The organism is uncultured Stenotrophomonas sp. (assembly GCF_963519925.1).
Taxonomy (GTDB): Bacteria; Pseudomonadota; Gammaproteobacteria; order Xanthomonadales; family Xanthomonadaceae; genus Stenotrophomonas; species Stenotrophomonas maltophilia_AE.
The window spans coordinates 52,250-74,383 of record NZ_CAUQPH010000006.1; the positions used below are offsets into that span (position 1 = coordinate 52,250).

Consider the following 22,134-nt stretch of genomic DNA (forward strand, 5'->3'; position numbering starts at 1 on the left):
ACGACACCCCCCCGCCATCCTCGCCGCTGACGCATCGAGGATCGCTCCAGCAATGAAACGAAACCGGATTGCCCTAGCGGGGGGCTTCTGCTTGGCCGCTGTACTCATCGGCGCCGCATGGGTAGGCACTGACGAGGATGACGCACCGGCCGCCTCGTCGCCCACGCCGGTGATGTCCGTGCGACTCGTGCGGCCGCTGGTCACCCGGCTGCCGCTGCGCGTGCCGGCCACGGGCAGCGTTGCCGCCTGGGAGGAAGCCAGCATTGGCGCCGAAGCCGACGGCCTGCGCCTGACCGCCGTGCAGGTCAACGTGGGCGACCAGGTACAGCGCGGCCAAGTACTGGCGCGCTTCACCCCCGAGCTCATGCAGGCCGAGTTGGCCGAGGCCACTGCCGCAGTAGCACTGGCGGACGCCGAAGCGAAAGAAGCCGCCGCCAACCTGCAGCGCGCCCAGGTTCTGGACGCGTCGGGCGCGATCGCGCGGCAACAGTTCAATCAGTACCAGGCCGTGGCACTGACCACCCGGGCGCGCCTGGATTCGGCCCAGGCAGCGGCCAACAAGGCGCGGCTGCGGCTGGTGCAGACGCAGGTGCGGGCGCCCAGCGACGGGGTGATCAGTGCGCGCACGGCCACCGTCGGCGCGGTGGTGCCGGCAGGCCAGGAGCTGTTCCGGCTGATCCGCGATGGAAGGCTGGAGTGGCGCGCGGTGGTGGCATCCACTGACCTGCGCGCCCTGGAACCTGGCCAGACGGCCGTCATCAACATGCCGGGAGCGGGTCCCGTGGAGGGGCGCGTACGCATGCTGGGTCCCGTGATTGATGCCTCCACGCGCAGCGGGCTGGTTTATGTCGACCTAGCCGCCGGGGTGCCGCTGCGTGCAGGTGCTTTCGTACAGGGCCACGTTGCCGTAGGCAGCGTAAGCATGCCGACCCTGCCACAGAGCGCGGTGCTGCTTCGCGACGGCTTCCACCATGTAATGCAGGTCGGCCAGGACGGCAAGGTGCGTACCCGCCGAGTAGAGGTGGGCCGGCGCAGCGATGACCGGGTGGAAGTCGTGTCTGGCCTGGGCGCTGACGATGCCGTGGTGGCGTCTGGCCTCGGCTTCCTCGACGACGGCGACCAGGTGCAGGTGATCAGCGTGGCGGCAGCCGCCAAGGCAGGTCGCCCATGAACCTCAACGTGTCGGGCTGGTCCATCCGCAACCCGGTGGCGGTGACACTGTTGTTCGTCACGCTGGCACTGGCCGGCGCGTTCGGCTTCGCGGCGATGAAGGTGCAGAACTTCCCGGATATCGACTTTCCCATCATCACCGTCACCGCGACACTGCCCGGCGCATCACCCGCACAACTGGAAAATGATGTCGCGCGCAGGATCGAGGATGCGCTGGCAAACCGCCAGGGCATCAAGCACATCACGACAACGCTGAGCGACAGCGTGGCGACCATCAGCGCCGAGTTCCATATCGGCAAGCCTGTCCAGGAAGCAATGGACGATGTGCGCGACGCAGTGGCAAGCGTGCGCGCGGACCTGCCTGCCGACCTGGAGGACCCGGTGGTGCAGAAGGTGGAACTGGCCAGTCAGCCGGTGGTGACCTATGCACTGAGCTCCAATACGCTGGACATGGAAGCGCTGTCCTGGTTCGTGGACAACCAGGTAAGCCGGCGCCTGCTGGGCGAGAGCGGCGTGGGTGCAGTGTCGCGGGTGGGCGGGGAGGATAGGGAAGTGCGGGTGGCGCTGGACCCGGACCGGCTGCTGGCGTTGAACGCTACCGCTGCGGAGATCTCAGAGCAATTGCGCCAACTGCAGTTGGAAGCCTCGGGCGGGCGCGTGGCGCTTGGGAACGCGGAGCAGTCGGTACGCACCCTGGCAACAGTGGAGTCAGCCGAGCGCATCGCCGACATGGACGTCGTGCTTGCGGATGGCCGCCGCATCCGGCTGGCTGACGTAGCGGAGGTGTCCGACACCACCGCCGAACCGCGGACCGCAGCGCGAATGGACGGCTGGCCGGTGGTGTCGTTCGATGTGCTGCGTGCGCGCGGCGCCAGCGAGCTGGAAGTCGCCAACGCCGCCGAGGCCGTGGTCGAAGGGCTGCGCCACGAATTCCCACAGATCCAGTTCGAACGGGCGGTGGACTACGTAGCCCCGGTTGCGGAGAACTACCACGGCTCCATGATGCTGCTGCTGGAAGGGGCGGTGCTGGCGGTGATCGTGGTGTTCTGCTTCCTGCGGGACTGGCGCGCGACCCTCATCGCCGCTGTTGCGTTGCCACTCTCGGCCATTCCCACCTTTGCGGTGATGCACCTGATGGGCTTCTCGCTCAACACGGTATCACTGCTTTCGCTGTCGCTGATCGTTGGCGTGCTGGTCGACGATGCCATCGTCGAGATCGAGAACATCGAACGCCACCTGCTGATGGGGAAGGCGCCGTTCCGCGCCGCCGACGAGGCGGCGAGCGAGATCGGCCTGGCGGTGATTGCCACCACCCTTACGCTGGTTGCGGTGTTCCTGCCCACCTCGCTCATGGGCGGGGTGGTAGGACAGTACTTCGTGCAGTTCGGCTGGACCGCAGCCATCGCCGTGCTGTTCTCCCTGCTGGTCGCGCGCATGCTGACCCCGACCATGGCGGCCTACCTGTTGAAGGCACCCACCCGACGGCACAAAGCGCCGCGGTGGGTGCTGCGCTATCTGCAGGCGGTGCGTGCCTGCATCCGGCGCCCGCTGCTGACGCTGTCCGTTGCGTCAGCGCTGGTCGCCCTGGGCGTACTGACAGCCGCGCAGCTACCCGGCGAATTCATGCCGCCCGATGACGGCAACCAGGTGCAGGTGAGCCTGACCCTAGCGCCTGGCGGCACGCTTGCCGAGACGCTTGAACTGGCCGAGTCCGCCCGCGCCATTATTGCGCGCAGCCCCTTCGTTGCGTCTGTCCATACGGCAGTGGGTGCGGCTGGCGGCGGGTCGGGCGACCCTGATGAGGGCAAACCGACGGCCAGCGTCGGCACCGCCGTGCTGACCGCCAACCTGGTGGCGCGAGGCGAGCGCAGCGGCTTCACCCGGTCTACCATCGAAGGGCAGCTGCGCACGCAGCTTCACCAGGTGGCGGGCGCGCGGGTCAGCGTGGGCAGCGACAGCGAAGGTCTGGAGCTGGTGCTGGGCGGGGACGATGGCGACCGGCTGGCCAGCCATGCGCGCCGGGTGGAACAAGAGCTGCGCAGCATTCCGGGCATAGGCGCGGTGGTGTCATCCGCCGCCCTGGTGCGGCCGGAACTGGTAGTCCGCCCCGACTTCGCCCGCGCTGCCGACCTCGGAGTTACCTCCAGCGCCATCGCCGACACCCTGCGCATTGCCACATTGGGCGACTACGTCCAACGCCTGGCGAAATTGAACCTGAGCGAGCGCCAGGTGCCCGTCGTGGTACGCCTGGCCGACAGCGGTCGCAGCGACCTCGACACATTGCGTCGCCTGCCGGTGCCCGGAGCACGCGGCCCGGTGCCGCTGGAGAGCGTGGCCGACCTGTCCCTGTCGACCGGCCCCGCGGAGCTGACCCGGCATGACCGGCAACGCAACATCAGCCTGAAGGTGGCACTCAATGGCCTGCCGCTTGGGCAGGTGGAAAGCGCTGCGATGCGCCTGCCCAGCCTGGCAACGCTGCCGAAGGGCATCAGCGTCGCCCCCGCCGGCGACGCCGAGGCGATGGGCGAGCTGGTACTGGGGTTCGGGCTGGCGATGGGCGCCGGCGTGCTGTGCGTATACATGGTGCTGGTGCTGCTGCTTAAGGATTTCGCGCAGCCGTTGGCGGTGCTGTTGGCGCTATGCCTGTCCATACCCGGCGCATTCCTGGCGCTGCTCGTGGCCGGCCAGAGCCTGTCGATGCCTTCGATGATCGGGCTGATCATGCTGATGGGCATCACCACCAAGAACGCGATCCTGCTGGTGGACTACATCGTCATCGCCCGGCGCGAGCTGGGCATGAATCGTCACCGCGCCGTGGTGGATGCCTGCCGCAAACGCGCGCGACCCATCGTGATGACCACCATCGCGATGGGAGCCGGGATGTTGCCGGTGGCGTTGGGGTTGGGCGCAGACCCCAGCTTCCGTGCACCGATGGCCATCGTGGTGATCGGCGGCCTGATGACCTCCACCGTGCTGTGCCTGCTGGTGATACCCGTGGCCTACAGCGTGATGGACGATCTGGTGCAGGCCCTGCAACGGCGCTGGTTTGCCCGCCCGCGCGACAGCGCGCCTGTATCCCGGGAGGCAAACGCATGAACCTGGTCACGCTCTCAATGGCTGCGCTGCTGGCCTATGTGGCCGCCAGCATCGTGTACGTCTACCGGTTCCGTGGTTGCCAACGCTACGCCAGCTTCTCCCAGTACCTGCGCAAGAGCTGGCCCGTATTCGCGCCGCTGAACTGCCTGCTGTACATGACCACCGCACGCGCGGCGCGACAGCCGGTGCTGGAGCCGCACTACATCGAGGGCATCCACCGCCTGCGCCGCAACTGGCGACGAATCCGTGACGAGGCCATGCAGCTGCACGCCTCGGGCGCCTTCGAGGCCGCATCCGCGCCGGGGTCGGCCGGCCACCATGATGTCGGCTTCCGAACCTTCTACAAGCGCGGTTGGCGCAAGTTCTACCTGATGTGGTACGCCGGCCCGCACCGTTCGGCGCAGCGCCTGTGCCCAACCACAGTCCGGTTGCTGGACGGCATCCCCGGGGTGCGCGCCGCCATGTTCTCGGTGCTGCCGCCCGGCAGCGAGCTGAGCCTGCATTCGGACCCACTGGCCTGCTCGCTGCGCTATCACCTCGGGCTGGACACACCAGGAACGGCCGACTGCTATATCTGCGTCGATGGCCAGGCCGTGACATGGCGCAACGGAGAAGATTTCGTGTTCGACGAAACCTACCCGCACTACGCCCGCAACGACAGCGACGCCGTCCGGGTGATCCTGATGTGCGACGTGGAGCGCCCGATGAACCTGCTGGGGCGCACGTTCAATCGCATGTACGCCGGGTTGGCCTGGGCCATGAGCGTACCCAATACGGCAGAGGACAGGCAGGGCCCCATCAGCTGGCTGTTCGCTCGCCTCGCTCCGCTGCGCGAACATGGGTTGCGGCTGAAACGCAGGCATCGCCCGGTGTATACAGGGCTGAAGGTGCTGCTCAACACCAGCCTGTTGTTGCTGGTTTTTGCGGCCGTTGCTGGCGTGCTAGAGTTTCTCTCGCGGCTTTTCAACCAGGTGGGGATGCCATGAGCAGGGGGGCGCTTTCGATCCTGATCATCGAAGACAACGCGCAGCTGGCCGCCAACCTGTACGACTTCCTCGAGGCCTGCGGGCATACCCTGGACGCCGCGCCGGACGGACTGTCCGGCCTGCACCTGGCCTCGTCCAAGGACTACGACGCGATCGTACTGGACTGGAATCTGCCGCGGCTGGATGGCCTGACGGTGCTGCGGCGGCTGCGCGGCGAAGCCAGGAAGCAGGTGCCGGTCATCATGCTGACCGCGCGCGACCAGGTGGCCGACAAGATCGATGGCTTTGAAGCCGGGCTCGACGACTACCTGGTGAAGCCCGTTGCGCTGCCCGAAATCGAAGTCCGGCTGCGCTCGCTGGTGGCTCGCCGCCGCAACGCCGGCGCCGCCGACAACGTTCTTCGGGTGGGCGACCTGGCCTTTGACCTGGGTACCTTGAAGGCGCAGCGGGCGGGCAGGGCGATCACCCTCACCCGTACCGGTCGCCGCCTGTTGGAACTGCTCATGCGCGAGAGCCCGCAGGTGGTGACCCGGGCCAAACTGGAACGCGTGGCCTGGGGTGAAGCCTCCCCAGAAACCGACCTGCTGCGCTCGCATATGTACGTGTTGCGCCGGGCCCTTGAACAGGACGCGGAAACGCCGCTGCTGCATACCGTGGCCGGTTCCGGCTACCGGCTGAGCGCAAGTGGATAGGGCGCTGCGCCGGCGCGGCGTGCACTGGTGGACCAGCGTGGCCTTGATCCTGATCGGTCTGCTGGTGCTGTTGGCCATCGCAGTGCAGAGCTTCAGCGGCCAGCTGCTGATGGAAGGTCGCTATTGGGCCGATCTTACGCGTGCGATCTCCAACGACCACGCCGAACGGGTGCGCCAAGGCCGCGCCGGGGAACTGCCACGCGAAGGGCTGGTCCGCTCCTGGTACCTGCCGGGCGGCGTAGCGCCGCCAGACCTGCCGCGCCCGCTGGCCAACCTGCCGGCGGGAAACTACAGCTCCGAGGCCTCGCTGCTTGATGATGCGGTGAACCTTGAAGCGGGCACGACCTATCACGCAGTAGTAGCGGATCTTCCCCGCGGCAGGCTGGTGACGCTGGTGGACATCGAGCCCCTGGAACAGCAGCAGAACCGCTACGCCCGCCTGAGCCTGCTCTGGATAGTGTGCTTCGCGGCGGTCATTGGCGGCTTCATCGCCTGGCTGCACGCCAACCTGGTTCGACCGGTACGTGACCTGGCCGCGCGCATGCAGGCCATCGACCCCAGCGACACCGGCGCGCGCCTGCCGACCGACTACCAGCGCGAAGAAATCCAGGTCATCGCGCAGGCCAGCAACGCGCACCTGGACCGGGTAGCGCAGTTCATCCAGCGCGAGCGCAGCCTGCTGGACCAGGCCAGTCACGAATTCCGCACGCCCATCGCCGTGATTGCCGGCGCCGCAGACGTGCTGCGCCAGTTGCCCCTGCCGGATGCCTCGCAGCCGGCGCTGGCGCGGATCGAACACGCCGTGGAAGACCTTTCCGAAACAATGGTGGCGCTGCTGTATCTGGCACGCGAGGCGCCACCGGATGACGAGGTCACGGATGTAACCGCCCTGCATGACTTCCTGCCCCACGTGGCACGCGACCACGAACACCTGCTGCGCGGCAAGGACGCGAGGCTGCACTGCGGCGCGCTGGAGCCCACGTTCATCGCCGCACCGGAGGCGATGGTCCGCATTGCGGTGAGCAACCTGGTCCGCAACGCAATCGAGAACACCCAGGTTGGCCTGGTGGAGATCACCCTGGCGCAGGGCAGGGTGACCGTCACCGATTCAGGCAGTGGCTTCAACCCGGTAGAGGCGGCGCGGCGCTACCGCGACAGCCTGCGTCAGTCCGTGCCCGCGCGCGGGCAGGGGCTGGGACTGTTCCTGATCGGCCGCATCTGCGACCGCTTCCGCTGGACGCTCGACATCGACTCTGGCGCCCACGGCACCCGCGCAACGCTGGATGTCTCAGCCAGCGTAGTGGAAGTCCCGTAACAGCCGACCCACGACATTCCGCCGACATCGCCACTTCATCCTCACCTGGAACCGACCCGCACCGCGCGGGTCTCCTTCCCGATGAGGTCTGTCGTCTTATGTTCAAGTTTATTTGGCCCTTGCTGGCTTGCGGTTTGTCGTCCACTGCCTTGGCGCAGGAGGGGCCTGGCGGTGATCCGGGTGAGCAGGGTCCACCGCGATGGGGGCTGGGGATTGCGGCCATGGTGAGCGAGAGCCCCTACGCCGGCGAAGGCACCAAGGTGTTGCCCATTCCACTGGTCACCTACCACGGCGAGCGTTTCTACCTGGAAGGGCTGAGCGCCGGCTGGGTGGTTGCAAGAGGCGATTCCTTCGAGCTGGCCGCGGTGGCCAAAGGGCGCATGGACGGGTTCGATGTAAAGGACCTCGGGCGCTCTGAACTGGCAGGCAACGGCGTGGATTACCGCCTGCTTGAAGACCGCGACATGGGCCTGGACCTGGGGGCGAAGTTCAAATGGAGCAACGGCAACAGCGAACTGGAAGTTGAACTGCTCGCCGACGCCACCGACACCAGTGGCGGCCAGGAATTCTCGCTGCAATACGGCTATGGGTTCGACGTGGGAATGGGCCGTATCACTCCCAACGTCGGGGTCACGTGGCAGTCCAAAGACATGGCCAACTATTACTACGGCACCCTGAAGGAAGAAGTGGCGCGCGGCGTGGTGGATTACAAACCCGGCGCGGTGACCATCCCACACGTGGGCGTTGGCTACTTCCGGCCCCTGGGTGAGAAGTGGATGCTGCTGGGTTTCGCCCAATACAAGCTGCTGCCGGACAAGATCACCGACAGCCCGCTCATCGAGCGTGACACGAAAGGCAGCGCCTCCGTGTTCGTGGGTTTCTCGCGCGGCTTCTGAGCAAGAGGGCCGCACTGCGCGCTGGCTGACGCATGCCGCGGCATCGCCAGCGGGCAGGCCCGCCGGCCCAAGGCAACGAAAGCTCGGAGCTAGCCTTGGGGCCTACGGGCCACCCAGCCCCGGAAACTGAGCGCAGCGTAGAACAGCTCCACCTCCGTGAACCCGGCCGCCTCCAGCAGCGCAACCTCGTCCTCTTCGGAGATGGCCGGGAGCTTGTCCGCCATGACCGCAACCGACGCTTCGCCGCGCTCGTCCAGAACACCGTGTTTCGAGGCGAACGCGGCTGAGCGGCGCAACCAGCGGATGCGGGCTTCAGGCGCATAGCTGTGATGGGCTACCACGAGCACACCGCCAGGCCGAAGGCGCTGCAACAACCCTCGCAGGGTCTGCAGCCGCGTATCGGGGTCCAGGAAGTGAAGCGTCAGGAGGCAAGCGGCTCCATCGAACTCCCGCATCGGCGCATCCTCGATGAGGCCCTCCACCAGCAATGCGCGCGAGTCGTTCGCACCCAAGGATTCCCGTGCAAGCTCGAGCATCGGAAGTGAGGGGTCTACACCGACAAATCGCCAGCCTGGCTGCGCCTTGGCAAAGGCATCGAGCTCCAACCCGCCGCCGGCACCCAGCACCAGCACCTCGCCCGCGGGCGGAACGGATTCCGCCAGCAGGATGTGGGCCATGCAGTGGAGTGCAGTCATGCCAGGCACCTTGGCCTGGGTGGTCTGCTGATAGCTGCTGACTGCGGAGGGGTCCTTGAACGTCGACATGGATACTCAGCCCGAGTGGTCGCTTAATATGTACTCGCAATTGTTACATATAACGAACACGCAGCGCGGCCGGGTAGGGTCGGTCGCCAGACGACCGCCCGGAACCCATCAACACCCGTTAACGCATGACCCCGAACGAAGCCCGAGCTCAACCGAGAAGTGTCAAGTAACGCTGCCTCTGGCATTTCCGCGCCTAACGAAGCGCAGCATCAAACAGCTCCTTGGCCTGCCCGATCGCCACCCGATGCGTAGCCCCCGCCTCAGCGCCCACCTCGCACAGCTTGCCCACCCGCTCACGCCCCAACGCCGTGCACTCCGCCAGGAAGTCGTAGTGGCCCACCAAAGGCAACACCTGCAGGCGCGCCTTCCCATTCGCTTCCACAATGACCTTGCTGTTGGTGCCAGGCAAGGCAATCGCATCGGCCTCACCCACAACCATCGAAACGGGCATCTCCAACCGCCCCAGCTCACCCGGCTCGAACGCCTGGACAATCGCCGGTGCCATCAGGAATACCGCGCGAACGTTCGGAAGGCGGCGATCCTCCGCTGACTTGGCGACCCAAGGTGCCAGTTCCGGCGCAGCGACCGCCGCCATCCGCCGCTCAAAGGTCATTTCGGGATTCTCGGCCTGCGGCACGCAGACCCCATCCTTCGGCGAAGCCTTGCAGAAGGCGACCAACCTACCCATGTCCGGACGCGCACCAGCAGCCACCAGGGCCGTGAACCCACCAGCCGAATAGCCCACCAGCCCCAGCCGCTCCGCATCCACATGCGGAGCCAGCACCGGATCAGCCTGCACAGCCGCCAACGCGGCGGCGAGGTCGTCCGCCCGGTTCCACATCAGAATGCTGGCCGCGTCCGTCATAGGGTCCACGCCGTTGTTACCGGGATGGTCCACCGCCACCACCACATACCCCGCGCGCGCCAAGGCAGTCCCCAACCAGCCCATCATGCGGGCACTGCCGCCATTGCCATGCGACACCAGCAGCAGTGGCCAGCGACCCGGCGCAACTGGGGCATCCACGGCAGAAGCTCCCTCCTCGAAGAGCGGCGCGCCCGGCGGCCCTATCGTGAGTGGCTGCTCCTTCGCACCTGGCTGCGCCGGGTACCACACCGTATAGCGGACGCGGTCGCTGTGGCCGGCGTCGCGCACCGCTGCGCTGGCTGTGTGCGCCACGCCATGGGTTTCCCCAACAGCAGGGGAGGGCTGAGCCGACCATGCCACTGGCGCGAACAGACAAGACAAAAGGACGAAGGCGTGTGGCAGTACTCGCACGGAAGAATCTCCTTGGGTCAACTCGGGTTGGACAGCGGCAGCCAGATCTCAACGCCACCATGTCCGGTGCGGTCGTCGAAGCGGGCGTCGTAGCGTTCGAAATCAGGTGCGTCTGCCAAGGTCAGGCCTGAGCGGGGCAGGTGGTCGTTCAACAGCCAGAACCAGGTGGAGCGGATCGTAGAGATGTGACCCGCATGCCACGCCACCAGATAGTCCCCGGCCGGGATGGAAACGGCATGCCAGGCCGACGGCACGGCGGCGGTCGCGCCGATCTCCATGCCGGCGATGTAGTCGAAGGCACCCTCGCCATCGCGGTTGCAACAGACCCCGAAGGCGATGTCCTTGCCCAGCTCCCGGGTCAACGCCAGCTGCTGCCATTGCGAGGGAATGGACGCCACGGTGGCGGCGGTATGACGGGCGCGGATGCCGGCCACACGCAGCGGGCCCAGCCGCCGGCGTACCGGCTCCACCTGGCAGGGCAGGGGTGGGGCGTCGAGCTTGATGGCCTCAACCAGCGCCAGTCCGTGCAGCCCTTCCCGGCGCACCTGCTCCGGCGCCTGCTTGAACTGCTCGGTAAAGGCGTGGGTGAAGGCGGCATGCGAGGCATAGCCGGCAGCCAGGGCGACATCCAGAATGGGTACGTTGCCTGCGGCCAAGGTGCGAGCTGCCTCGGTCAGGCGACGCGCGCGAAGATAGCGCGCCATCGAGGTGCCGGTGCTGACCTGGAACAGGCGTGAGAGGTGGAACGGCGAGAGCTCAACCGCCTCGGCGATCTGGGCCAGCGACGGATTCTCGGCAAAGTGGTTCTCGATGTACCACAAGGCCTTGCGTGCCGCTCCCATGACGCCTGCTCCGTGCCAGTGACTGGGTGGCAGCGTAGCGCAGGGCGGGGGAGGGCGTTTGCGGGATCTTGCTGTGGGTGCGCGGTGTGGGTTGGGAGCGACAGGGTTGCGGGTCGTTTGGCGAACATTTTTCAAGCGCGAGGAGGCGCTGGAAGTGCGACGCAGTGCCCTAGTAAATGCGTGCCAGCACTCGGATTGTTACAGAACGATTTGCGCGCCATATGCCTTTGTGCGGACCCATTGGCGCGGTGAACAGGAGCGAGGCGAAGGCGAGTTCCAGTACTCTCACGTCTGCCGCATGGTGTGCCTTGGGTGTCAGAACCCGGTGACTGATTGCATCTTGGTTGACCTGTGTCGGGAGGGTGGCGAAATACAACACCCTCGCGGAAATACGTCGCACCGTAACAGTTACCGCGGTTCTGAACCTCCCGACTCCCTCGCCATCCCGGCGAGGGAGAACACAGAGGAGAACCATCATGCAAGACGACTGGTCCACCATGACCCCCGAACAGCGCACCCTTCTCAGGGGTTTCTGGCGCGCGCCGAAAAGCGTGATGATCAATGCCCTTCATCACGACGGACTCGAAACCTATCCCGGCTGCCCAACCATTCCTTGCCTGAAGGCGAGGGGGCTGTGGATGCGCGGGCTGGGCATTGAGCCTGGGACGCGGATGTACCTGGGCATCGGGCGTGAGTTGTTTGTCCTGGCGGCAGACCCGTCGCCGGAGGCGCTGTCCAAGGCGATGGTCCGGTTTGAGAAGACCGGGGGCAGTTGGAAGTTGGGCCCGATAGGGTAGGGGTCAGGACCCGCGGGGCGGCGGAACCGTCGCCCCTGGATCTCGCCATAGAGCCTTGGCACGGTATGATCGGCCGAAAGCTCAGCCGTGAACATGAGGCGAGCGGTTCTCCAAAACGAATCGGGGTGACTGCAATGGATATGCAGGTACGGGGTACCGCTGAAGAGGGAGTGACTACCCAAACAAGCGAGCTGACGTATTCCTGGCTGTATGAGCAGGTCCAGTTTCGGGCTGATCTAAGCATCTACCCGAAGCCCTCCCGGGTTGAGAAGTGGTCGTTCCGTTCAGGCTTGGCGGCCGCCTGTGTCGGGTTGCTCGTTGCAGCCGTGTCTCCTTCAGTCGTTCCGCCGATACAGGCCGCTGTAGTCGCGTCGATATGCCTACTGATCGAAGTTGTGGGATTTTTGATCGGTGGACTGCTCACTGCCAAGCGTGAGTGGCGTCTGTACGCGAAACCTCGACTGTCTCACGCTGAGCACATGGATGGGGAGTTCAATCACTGGCGCACTTTGATCGAGTCGCTTCGTGAGTTTCCACGCAAACAAAGAGAGGAGCGCCTGCGCTTCGTGACTGCGCTTCGCCAAGGCATGACGGAGCGGATGGGGCTGATGTACGGAGGGTTGCAGAAGCTCGGGCCTTTCCCGGTACTGGCTGCCTTGTACCTTCAGTTCCGCAACTGGGAGTGGGGTGATTGGTCGGGCGCATTCGATGTGAATCTGGTGGCCGGGATGCTGATATTTGCGATGGTCTTGATGTATGTGGTTGGCTGGCTGATGGTAGCTGTCCGAACCAGACTGGATACGTACGTCAGTCTGCTGGAGGCGGCGCTGCAGCCCGACTGAGTCTCGATCTGACGACGAGTAAGGTCTGTGGCGGGTAGGTTCGATAAGCGCATAGTGTCCAAAGCAGATGCTCGGAAAGGTGGCGTTGCCCTTGAAGCAAGGCGGCTCGATGCTCTTAACCTGCTGGTACAGTATTACTCCTATCAAAATACGCACTGGAAGGCGCACTAGGAATATGCCAAGGCAGGTTTCGTTCCCTCGCTTGATTGTCGCAGCAGCGCTCCTGTTAGCAACCTCCGCCGCACTGGCCAAGCCGCCCGCCGAAGTCGCGTTCGACGAGTGGCTGGCAGCGTTCAACAGCAACGACCGCGGCAAGATGCGCGCGTTCAATGAACGTCGGTTTGATGACCCGGAACACAATCTGGACTACCTGCTCGACAGCCGCGAAGAGACCGGCGGGCTCGACGTCATCGATATTGAGCGTAACGAGCCAAAGATTCTGGTGGCATTGACGCGGGAACGAAATTTTCCGGCCTATAGACGAGTCACGGTCAGTCTCGATCAGGCCAATGGGATGAAGCTCGAAGACGTCAGGCAGGATCCGCAGCGCATGCCCCAGGATGAGGCGCTGAAGGCGTTGGACGCTTTCGCAACACATCTGGCGGAGACGGACCGGTTTTCCGGGGTGCTGGTCATCGAGCAGAACGGGAAGCGGCTGTACGCAAAGGCCTTCGGGCTTGCCGATCGCGAGAATGGCATTCCGGTTCGGCTGGACACCCCGTTCCTGTTCGCATCCCAGGGCAAGATGTTCTCCGCGGTCGCGGTGCTGCAGTTGATCCACGCCGGTAAGCTTGGTTTGGACGATCCTCTTGGAAGGTACCTGACCGGCTACCCCAACAAAGAGATGGCGGAAGTCACCATCCGCCAGCTGCTGTCGCACCAGGGCGGAACGGGCGACATAGGCGTACTCCAGCCAGAGGAGGGCGGTAACCGTGCCTGGGTACGGACCATCGATGACCTGATCAAGCTCAACGGCAACAGGTCACCGTCGTTTTCGCCGGGTTCGGCATTTGAGTACTCGAACTATGGCTACGTATTGCTGGGCGCAGTGGTGGAGAAGATCACCGGGCAAAGCTACTACGCATATCTGGAAGAGCATGTCTTCGGCCCGGCAGGCATGGCCGCCACCCGATACCCCGACATCAACCACATGAACGGCATCGCTCGCGGCTACACCCGGCAGCCCGATGGCAAGCTTATCCCGAGTGCGGATCAGCTGCCTTGGCGGGGAACGCCTGCGGGCGGCGGGGTCACTACGGTCGACGATGAAGTGCGTTTTGTTGCGGCGCTTAAGGCCGGCAAGCTGATTCCATTGCCCCTGTTGAGCGAGGCCATCAAGCAGCAGACCGACTGGTACGGCTATGGATTCATCTCATCGGGACCAGAAGCGTTCCCGCACTGGGGCCACGGCGGGGGAGCGGCCGGGAACAGCGCGGCCTTGTCGATCTATCCGACCAATAACATGACCATGGCCTGCCTGAGCAACCGGGATCCGCCAGTGTGCGACCGGTTGCTGATCAATCTGCATTGGCACTTGTCTCCGTCGCCAGCTCCGGGGCTCTGAGCGGTACAAGCGGATTCACTGACAAGCCGCTCGTAAAGAGTGGCTATACTTCCCCCCACTGATGATCCAGGATGGATTTGCCCTATGCGTTTCACTGCAGCAGCCAGTTCGCTCGTCGTTCTACTGTCCATGGCGTCTACCGTCCCGGTCTCTGCGGCGGAACCTGACATATTCGGAATCAAATTAGGGGCACCATTGGCGCTGCCCCTTTGCCAGCTATCCATGCCCGCTCCAGCTGCCCCCAGAAGCAACAAAGGGATAGGGGCCAGGGCGTTCAACAAGCTGATGACCCCGCCGCCGGAACCGCCGAAGGCCACCCCACCGGCAACAGGGTTGTGCGTCGCGCCCGGCACTACAAACATGGCCGTGGGCAATACCGAGTTCGCGGCAGGCGAGTACGGTTACCTGGTCTTCGCCACGGATGAGTTCCCGGCGTGGGTGGCGCCCATCGGCATGGCGATCGGCGCGGGCGCAGGTGACGCTTTTTCTCTGGAAGGTGCGGGCGGCCTGGTTCTACTGCGCAACGGGCGAGTGATCGCCCTGCGCTTCAACACCACCGGGTTCGAGGCGCAGCCGCGCGTGATGGAGTTGCTCAAGCGCAAGTTCGGCTCGCCCAGTGCAGAAAAAGCGGTGACCTGGAACAACGACCTGGGCGGCAGCCGCGAATCGATTTCCGCGCAATGGCGCAAGCCTGATTTCTTTGCGGATTATTCTTCGGTCGTGCAATCGCAACCCATGCGAGCACAAGGGCTGTCCGGCGGAATCGGGTTCCTAAGCATCGGCAATGATCAGGGGCAGCAAGTGCTGCAGCCTGCCAGCAAGGAAGCGGAGTTCTAGTTCGCGCAACCCGACGTCCTGGCCGTGATTCCTGCGGCCAGTAATGGGCAGATGGGGCACCTGTGCCGATCTGAAAGCTCAACGGCTCGGCTCGATGGCAGCGGCGCAGGCAAAGCGGCTGATGCTCAAGAGCCACCTACATTCCATGGTTGTGGCAGGCGGGCAGGGCGGATACGCCAGGGAACCGCTTTACGACGAACGCCGGCACCGGCGGTAGCCCCTTCACTGAAGACGTAGGCCTTCTAGGCCAACAGAATCGTCAGCTTTGCAGGCACTTACGTAGAAGCTACGAGCATGGCTCGCAAGCGAGACCTCTGCCTGTCCAGCATCTCAATCTGCTTGTCTAGAATCGCCAGCCTCTTGCGCTGTGTCTCGCTGGTTTCTGGGCACGCCAGGGCACCTTCGATCAACAGCATGCATTCCGGGAAGCTACGGATCTCTTCTAAACTGAAGCCTGCCGCAATAAGGCGCTGTATTTGCTTCACCTGGTTGACCGACACCGGTTGAAACGCGCGGTAGCCATTTCCCGATCGGGAAGATGCCAACATCCCATGCTGATCGTAGTGGCGGATCGAACGCACGCTGACGCCGCTAGCCTCGGCTAGCTCACCAATCTTCATCAGGTCATTGCTGGGTTGCTTGGACATCGCGAAATCCTGAAAACGTCTACTTGACTCTAACACTAGTGTCAGCGTTTAGCCTCTGAGTTCCGCTCAATGAGGTTCGTCATCCATGGCCCTTCCCCAAGCATCACCCATTCGATACACCTGGCTCTATTGCATCGTCCTGTTGCTGGCACCACTGCTTGCGCACGGCACAAGCCGGGCTTACACAGTTGAGTCACTGGATGGGGTCAAAATCGCTGTTCAAGAGGCGGGGAATCCTCAGGGGCAGCCCATCATCTTTGTGCACGGGTTGCTGGGTAGTCACCTCAGCTGGGAAGAACAGGTTAATAGTCCTGAGTTGCAGCGCTATCGGTTGATCACCTTTGATATGCGCGGACACGGCCTGTCCGACAAGCCAGTGGAGCTGGACGCTTACCGTGAGGGCCGTCACTGGGCAGATGACCTCGCGGCTGTCATCAAGGACTCCGGAGCACGTGAGCCTGTGCTGGTAGGGTGGTCCCTCGGGGCTGCTGTCATCACCAACTATCTAGCTGCGTTTGGGGACGGACAGATTGCGGGCGCGGTGTATGTAGGCGGGGTCATCGAACTCAAGCCGGAACAACTCGTCGCTCAACCCACCGTTTACAGCGGCATGGCGTCATCGGACCTGCGACTGCATCTTGAAGGCGAGAAGGAATTTGTCGCGCTATGTTTCAGTACGGCGCCTGACGACGCAACGTTCCAGCGCACGGTCGCCGCTGCGGCCATGGCATCAAGCGAGATGCAGAGCGCCGTCCACGGCATGTCGATCGATGCTGACAAAGGACTCGGTTCGATTCGTAAGCCACTACTGCTCATCTACGGCGAGCAGGATGCGCTTGTTCAGCCAAGCGCCTCGGCAGCGCGGGCGAAGGAACTTTATCCCAGGACCGCAGTTGAACTGTATGCAAAGTCAGGCCACTCGCCTTTCTTCGAGGAGTCCACACGCTTCAACCGAGATCTCTCTGCATTTGTTGATGCAGCGAGCGGGCACTAAGCGAGTTCGCTAACGACCCGAATCAGTTGAGGCCCAACACGGCACTGGGAGCAGCAGGCTCACGCAGGCTCAATGCTTGCCCTGGTCGTATCGTGTGCACGCGGCTTCAAGCTCACCGCCGTTCTTCAAGGCCCAGCTACACAGCGCTTCAAAGGGCTGCTTCAGGGAGTGACCAAGAGGGGTGATCGCGTACTCGACGCCAATTGGTGCGGTTGGCAGTACGGTCCGCGTTACCAGGCCATGTCGCTCGAGGCGCTTAAGCGCGTCTGCGAGAGACTTGTGGGTGATTCCGTCCAATCGGCGCTTGATCTCGTTGAAGCGGGACGGTTTTGGGCAGATCACGGTAAGAATCATGATCGTCCATTTGTCCGCGATCTTCTCCAGCATCGGTCGAACCTGCGCCATGTCAGAGAGGACTTTCTCAGAGCTCTCAGCCGAACAGGTATCGCCGGGTATATCTAGGCTAGTCATGGTGCGTTCTTGATACTTGATATCCAGCGTATATCTTAGCAGCACTCTTGGTTTTTACAGGTGATCACGAATGAAGAAGATGGAAGGAAAAGTTGCCCTGGTCGTTGGCGGTGCAAGGGGCATTGGCTTGGCCGTGGCTGCTCGGATCGCCGCGGAGGGCGCAACGGTGTTCATCACCGGGCGTGACCGCAAACAGGTGGAGGAGGGCGTCGCAGCGATAGGTCCAGGTGGCCGTGGCATCGTCGCCGATGCAAGCGTCCGTGAAGACATCGATCGGGTAATGAGAGAGGTTGGCAGCCAGTTCACTCGCCTCGACGCCCTCGTACTGAATGCAGGCCTGAGTGAGCCGGCATCACTTGCCGAAGTGACCGAAGAACACTTTGATCGACACTTCTCGGTGAACGTGCGCGCCCAGATCTTTGGCCTTCAGAAGGCCCTTGACTTGCTTCAAGAAGGTGCAGCCGTGGTGCTGATGGGGTCGGTAGCAAGCTCACTCGGCATCGCAAACTACGGAACCTACGCCGCAACGAAGGCTGCCATTCGCTCGTATGCACGCACATGGGCGGCAGAGCTGGCCCCCCGCGGCATCCGCATCAACGTGGTGGCCCCAGGGCCTACAGATACCGAGATGATGGAGCGAGTCCCTGATGAGATGCGTAGATCAATCGTCGCCCCCATTCTTCTCGGTCGAATGGCCAGGCCCGATGAAGTCGCCTCTGCGACGTTGTTCCTTCTCAGCGACGAGTCGAGCTTCATAACGGGCGTGGAGTTGTGCGTGGATGGAGGCATGGGCCAAGTGTAGGCACCACGCGGTTAGCTGTGGATGCGCGGGCTGGGCATTGAGCCTGGGGCCGGCCGGGTGAGAGGGCAACAAGCGGGGCGCCGGCAGCGACGCCCCGGCTGCCGTAATGGCGCTCCGTGTGAAACGCTAAGATGAGGAACGATCGACGGACGAACCTGGGTTCATGACAGCAAAGCGTATTTTCCTGGCACTGGCGGCAACATCCCTGGCCTTGGCTGCGTGCTGACATGGAAGCCCACCTCATTCCCCGCTCATACCGCCCAAGCGGAGACATCGGCCCACGAGCCCGCACCGCCAATTACCGCCGGCATCCCTCAAACGCCTGGCTTCACCACTGCCAGCCCCCAGCGCGCCTGGTTCCTGGCTCTGAAGCAGCGCGCTGACGCGGGCGACCCAGCCTCTCAACGTCTGCTGGCACAGGCCTACGACAGGTGCATGTACATCAATCGAAACGTCGAAAAGTACAAGGAGCGGATCCAGCGCAGCATCCGGAGCGCGGAGACCGAAGAAAAGGCGACCGTGTTGGGGTACCTGCTGCGGCACGCGCTGCAGGAGTGCGCTGCCGTGGAGGACGGAGCACCGATCGAATGGGAAGACATGCGCCTACTGTATGCGCAGGCGGCACAAGGTGGCGACTTGCCTGCACGGGTCGCGGAGACCGTATTCAATCCACAGCCACCACTGAGTGAGGTGCAAGCGGCTGCCCTGCTGGAAGAAGTGCTGGCGTCCAACGATCCTGCGGCGATGTTCGCCTTGGGCGATGCCATGGGTGAGTTCCTCGGCATGCAAGTCGCCGAGCCCTACACGGCTTTGGCCGACGGCGAGCTCGCCGGGCGCGCCTGGCAGGTCGCGGCATGCCGGATGGGCCTTGAATGCGGACCAGAGAGCCCGCCTGCCAGCAGGCTGTGTCTGCTGCAGGGCTGGTGTTATGAGGGCACTTTCGAGCAAGCCACACGCAGACGGTTGGGAACCGATGCCGAACGCGAAGCGTTGGACCGCCAAGTCGAGGCGATCCTGCGCGCGATGCCACCCGGCGCAGAGTAGAGCCTGGCCATGCGCAGCTGATACACGGCGCGACCACGATTAAAGTCGCTGGCTAACAACCTAGAGCTCCAGGAAGCTCTTAGCATCTCGATTACTCGCGACTGCACCGGCGCTCAGCGAGGAAGGTCACATGAAAAGTTCCGCGTTGAACAAAGCCCCCCTCAGGAATACCAAAATCCGCGCTACATATCTCAGTAATACAGACATCCGCCAGTCACAACTGACCACATGGCTGTCCGGCAGAACTTCCGCCTACACACACGCCCGCACCGATTAAAAACAATCCATCATTAAAACATATCAGTGTTTACGCCAAGGCATCTAGTCGGGGACGGCCTGACAGTCACAGCCGTGCCTATGCGGTAGATTTGACGACTCGTTAGCGTTGCTTCGCGGCTGCGCTTCCACCTGCATATCTGAAGAGGAAAGGACACGCCATGACTTCACGTACGAGAGTCAAATTTGCTTACTACCTTGAGGAATGGTCACCTCAAGACGGAGATAGGAGCTTTCTCAGAACAACGGGGAAACCCGTCGTTGCAGTTGACGTAACGGCGGAGATGGACGGACACCTCTTCTGCCCGGAGTGTTGCACCCACCTCAGTAAATCGCCCAAACTAAGTCAACGGTTCACTAACAACAGAAATGCCTGCCTTGTTCACTGGCCGTCCTACAAGAACGTACCGTGCAGTCTAAGATCTACAAAGCCAGAAGGACTACGCTTTGATAGTGAGGAGGAGGCAGCCAAGGCACTGGATCGCAAGGATCTTGTCCTGGTGAATCAATTCATGGCCCATCGCCCCGAGCGACCAGGAGATGGCGGAGTCTATGATCAAACGCCCGTTGAAGATGCAGATGGCCCGCTATCGGATGTGCCGATCGCGAGACACAAAGGGCGTTCCTTCAGACTACCCACGCGAATCTCTTCAGTTGAGATGCTGTGTCGGCGTTTCGATGAGAACATACATCGATACTATCAACTGCCGGGACGGGCTACCCCTCAGCCGTTACATGATCTACTCCTCCCCGTTACGGAAATTGAGGGCGAGGTAGACGTGCCACGACTGTACTTTGGAAAAATTCAAGCCAGCTTCGTTAATAGCAACAACCCGCAACCCGGCCACATTCGAATGACAAAACTTGTCGCTGGAAGGGGGATACCAGACTTTTACATCAAGCAAAATAATGCAGAACAAGAGAGCAAGGGGATTGACGAGCGCGCCGTCGGCCGCTACGTACTGTTCTGGTCGCCAATCACCGCAAGCGGGATCGGGTACTGTGCAGAACGCCTTGGCTGGGGGGAGTACGCGCTTTTGCCGGACCGTTATGACCGAATCTTGGAGCAAGACTCGCAGTAGGTCGCGAGTCCAGAACGACCGGAGTTACTAGCAATGCTCGACAACAGCGACGCCTGAGCGCCCAATTTTTTGATGGATAGGGCCTTGGTGACTGGATTCATCGATAAATCAAAGAAGTGATTTCGCGGAATGACTCGACGTGACTGTCTGCTGCGAACGACTGCTCCTGGCCGCATCTGGAGACCACATCTGGAGATCAGCTTCCCATGCCTGCCAGACTCACTGCTAACGGTTCATCCAATCCGATCCGACTTGAAGCGCGGCCCAACTCAGGCGTTCAATGTAAGCTAATGGCAGCAGGCAGTAATGCGACCCAATGCAGAACTAAAACTGTCCAGGGAAGCTGGGCGATTTAAAGGAGGAGAAATGGAGTTCGAGAAGATCCGGTCAGCGGTAAGGCTCGCAGAGTACGCGGTCGTCAACGGGCGACCACTTCGGACGAAGGAAGACGCGCTACGCGCACTTTCAGAGGAGCTCTTAATAGGCCCCTGGCTAATCATGAGTGGCCTCGGCATCATATGGAGGCGATTGCTCTGGATCTTCGTCCTTACGTTGATCATCGTGACTGGCCTCTTCCTTGTTGAAAGGGCTTTTAATCCTGTAATGATCCTCGCCGCGCTGACGCTGGGCTTTATCAGCATCTACTTCGGCCTTCCCACTCGGACGGTCCTTTCTGGTGTAACCGCAAGGTCTATTGGAGAGCTTGCAGGCGCGATCGAGGGGCTTGTGAAAAATCAAGGGGAGCTGGAGCGCTTGTCTTATGGAGTACAACTCGTGAAAACGCAAACGGCCGAGCGGATTGCGCGACTCAACGTATTCATTGGCATCATCTGGGGCGCATTGTTCTGGCTTGCCACGACGCGAGTGCTTTCCCCGACCATTTCCAAGGATGTTTTGGAGACGAGTCTATTTCCAACCATTGCTGCCGCAACCTTGTTCATCGGGGTGTTTGTGGTCGCAGTCGGCTACGCAACTGCTGTCCGTGTGGTGTATCAGAGATTGGACTTCGCTCTATTAGAAGTGAAGGCAAACCTCGCGGACAACCACTAGTTCCAGGAGCGCGTTCAGGATGCCAGTTGCTCAGCGTGGCGATCGCAGCTCCGCCACCTGCAAGTACTGATCTGAGTCAGGTTCCAGGTGTTGCTCTTGGCAGCCATGGGTACCTTTTCTCCACCGCGTTCTCCTAAGGACCTCACGGCACGGCCCAAGAAGCGTTGGACCGCCAGGTCGAGGCGATCCTGCGCGCGATGCCACCCGGCGCAGCGTACAGCCGGCGCTTGCGCTTCTCAAATGCCCGTAACCCTCTGTAGAGTGAGCTCTGCACCTGTCGAGCTTGAACGGCACTGCACGCAAAGCGATTTCTGAGCATCAATGTAACGCCGGCCGGTCCACCTCAAAAACTAGAGCCGGATCAAGCCGGCTCTAGTTCGTAATCATGCTGCCCGTACACACTTGTAGAGCCGCCTTAGTCGTTCATCAGACATGTCGACGATAGGCTCGTACATAAACGAATTCAAATGAATGCTCTCTGGCGTCATTAGAAGTACCTGTCTCAGCAGGGCGTTAAGAGCGTCATCCTTCGGGAACCTGTCACGTACCGCGTCGCTCAAGCTCGCTGTTTGATTACCCTTCTTAGAAATTTCATCGACCAGTGCAGCGTCGTCAAGCTTGGCAATCATCAAGGTCGGGTTCACCCCCGTTTTCACGGACACTTACGAGAAGGCCGATCAAGGCCATGAGG

General features: G+C 62.6%; 20 protein-coding genes. 15 read left to right on the plus strand and 5 right to left on the minus strand.

Annotation, left to right across the window (positions count from 1 at the left end; genetic code table 11):
- Window positions 1–91 precede the first annotated feature (91 nt).
- The 6 genes from RWO33_RS02465 to RWO33_RS02490 all read left to right on the plus strand — a co-directional run bounded on the left by RWO33_RS02465 (window position 92) and on the right by RWO33_RS02490 (window position 8,155).
- Window positions 92–1,171, plus strand: coding sequence for an efflux RND transporter periplasmic adaptor subunit (locus tag RWO33_RS02465; protein WP_314101690.1), 1,080 nt, complete (start codon window positions 92–94; stop codon window positions 1,169–1,171).
- Complete coding sequence (locus RWO33_RS02470; protein WP_314101692.1) at window positions 1,168–4,266, plus strand: efflux RND transporter permease subunit; 3,099 nt, start codon at window positions 1,168–1,170, stop codon at window positions 4,264–4,266. The genes RWO33_RS02465 and RWO33_RS02470 overlap by 4 nt, the downstream gene beginning before the upstream one ends.
- Window positions 4,263–5,252: an aspartyl/asparaginyl beta-hydroxylase domain-containing protein gene (locus RWO33_RS02475; protein ID WP_314101693.1), complete on the plus strand. Its 990-nt coding sequence runs from the start codon at window positions 4,263–4,265 to the stop codon at window positions 5,250–5,252. The genes RWO33_RS02470 and RWO33_RS02475 overlap by 4 nt, the downstream gene beginning before the upstream one ends.
- Window positions 5,249–5,944 carry a response regulator transcription factor gene (locus tag RWO33_RS02480; RefSeq protein ID WP_314101694.1) on the plus strand — a complete coding sequence of 232 codons (696 nt, stop codon included), beginning with the start codon at window positions 5,249–5,251 and terminating at the stop codon, window positions 5,942–5,944. The genes RWO33_RS02475 and RWO33_RS02480 overlap by 4 nt, the downstream gene beginning before the upstream one ends.
- 37 nt (window positions 5,945–5,981) lie before the next feature.
- The gene (locus tag RWO33_RS02485; protein ID WP_314101696.1) at window positions 5,982–7,259 is read left to right on the plus strand and encodes a HAMP domain-containing sensor histidine kinase; all 1,278 of its coding nucleotides are present in this window, start codon (window positions 5,982–5,984) and stop codon (window positions 7,257–7,259) included.
- A 98-nt stretch (window positions 7,260–7,357) separates the two neighbouring features.
- Entirely contained in the window at window positions 7,358–8,155 is a 798-nt protein-coding gene (locus RWO33_RS02490; protein ID WP_314101698.1) for a MipA/OmpV family protein, read from the plus strand.
- Between the two features lie 89 nt (window positions 8,156–8,244).
- On the opposite strand, the gene RWO33_RS02495 is transcribed toward RWO33_RS02490, so the two are convergent.
- The 3 genes from RWO33_RS02495 to RWO33_RS02505 all read right to left on the minus strand — a co-directional run bounded on the left by RWO33_RS02495 (window position 8,245) and on the right by RWO33_RS02505 (window position 11,037).
- On the minus strand, window positions 8,245–8,919 hold the full coding sequence (locus tag RWO33_RS02495; protein ID WP_314101700.1) for a methyltransferase: 675 nt from the start codon (window positions 8,917–8,919) through the stop codon (window positions 8,245–8,247).
- A 193-nt stretch (window positions 8,920–9,112) separates the two neighbouring features.
- The gene (locus RWO33_RS02500; RefSeq protein WP_314101732.1) at window positions 9,113–10,144 is read right to left on the minus strand and encodes an alpha/beta fold hydrolase; all 1,032 of its coding nucleotides are present in this window, start codon (window positions 10,142–10,144) and stop codon (window positions 9,113–9,115) included.
- 68 nt (window positions 10,145–10,212) lie between these two features.
- A complete protein-coding gene (locus RWO33_RS02505) occupies window positions 10,213–11,037 on the minus strand; it encodes an AraC family transcriptional regulator (protein ID WP_314101702.1) in 825 nt (274 codons plus the stop codon).
- 476 nt (window positions 11,038–11,513) lie between these two features.
- Here RWO33_RS02505 and RWO33_RS02510 point away from each other — a divergent pair, with 476 nt between their 5' ends.
- The 4 genes from RWO33_RS02510 to RWO33_RS02525 all read left to right on the plus strand — a co-directional run bounded on the left by RWO33_RS02510 (window position 11,514) and on the right by RWO33_RS02525 (window position 15,077).
- Complete coding sequence (locus tag RWO33_RS02510; RefSeq protein ID WP_314101704.1) at window positions 11,514–11,834, plus strand: hypothetical protein; 321 nt, start codon at window positions 11,514–11,516, stop codon at window positions 11,832–11,834.
- Between the two features lie 65 nt (window positions 11,835–11,899).
- Window positions 11,900–12,676: a hypothetical protein gene (locus tag RWO33_RS02515; RefSeq protein WP_314101706.1), complete on the plus strand. Its 777-nt coding sequence runs from the start codon at window positions 11,900–11,902 to the stop codon at window positions 12,674–12,676.
- 202 nt (window positions 12,677–12,878) lie between these two features.
- Window positions 12,879–14,240: a serine hydrolase domain-containing protein gene (locus RWO33_RS02520; protein WP_314101708.1), complete on the plus strand. Its 1,362-nt coding sequence runs from the start codon at window positions 12,879–12,881 to the stop codon at window positions 14,238–14,240.
- Between the two features lie 360 nt (window positions 14,241–14,600).
- Window positions 14,601–15,077, plus strand: coding sequence for a hypothetical protein (locus RWO33_RS02525; protein WP_314101709.1), 477 nt, complete (start codon window positions 14,601–14,603; stop codon window positions 15,075–15,077).
- A gap of 275 nt (window positions 15,078–15,352) precedes the next feature.
- Here RWO33_RS02525 and RWO33_RS02530 read toward each other — a convergent pair whose 3' ends face one another.
- Window positions 15,353–15,724 (minus strand): MerR family transcriptional regulator, encoded by a 372-nt coding sequence (locus RWO33_RS02530; protein ID WP_314101711.1) that lies wholly within the window; start codon window positions 15,722–15,724, stop codon window positions 15,353–15,355.
- 85 nt (window positions 15,725–15,809) lie between these two features.
- On the opposite strand from RWO33_RS02530, the gene RWO33_RS02535 reads away from it, so the two are divergent.
- Window positions 15,810–16,718, plus strand: coding sequence for an alpha/beta hydrolase (locus RWO33_RS02535; protein WP_314101712.1), 909 nt, complete (start codon window positions 15,810–15,812; stop codon window positions 16,716–16,718).
- A 69-nt stretch (window positions 16,719–16,787) separates the two neighbouring features.
- On the opposite strand, the gene RWO33_RS02540 is transcribed toward RWO33_RS02535, so the two are convergent.
- Complete coding sequence (locus RWO33_RS02540; RefSeq protein WP_249834295.1) at window positions 16,788–17,105, minus strand: helix-turn-helix domain-containing protein; 318 nt, start codon at window positions 17,103–17,105, stop codon at window positions 16,788–16,790.
- 154 nt (window positions 17,106–17,259) lie between these two features.
- Here RWO33_RS02540 and RWO33_RS02545 point away from each other — a divergent pair, with 154 nt between their 5' ends.
- The 4 genes from RWO33_RS02545 to RWO33_RS02560 all read left to right on the plus strand — a co-directional run bounded on the left by RWO33_RS02545 (window position 17,260) and on the right by RWO33_RS02560 (window position 21,443).
- Entirely contained in the window at window positions 17,260–17,991 is a 732-nt protein-coding gene (locus RWO33_RS02545) for an SDR family oxidoreductase (protein WP_314101716.1), read from the plus strand.
- A gap of 435 nt (window positions 17,992–18,426) precedes the next feature.
- Window positions 18,427–19,035: a hypothetical protein gene (locus RWO33_RS02550; RefSeq protein ID WP_314101718.1), complete on the plus strand. Its 609-nt coding sequence runs from the start codon at window positions 18,427–18,429 to the stop codon at window positions 19,033–19,035.
- Window positions 19,036–19,811: 776 nt separating this feature from the next.
- Window positions 19,812–20,393, plus strand: coding sequence for a hypothetical protein (locus RWO33_RS02555; protein ID WP_314101720.1), 582 nt, complete (start codon window positions 19,812–19,814; stop codon window positions 20,391–20,393).
- Between the two features lie 366 nt (window positions 20,394–20,759).
- A complete protein-coding gene (locus RWO33_RS02560; RefSeq protein WP_314101722.1) occupies window positions 20,760–21,443 on the plus strand; it encodes a hypothetical protein in 684 nt (227 codons plus the stop codon).
- Window positions 21,444–22,134: the final 691 nt, after the last annotated feature.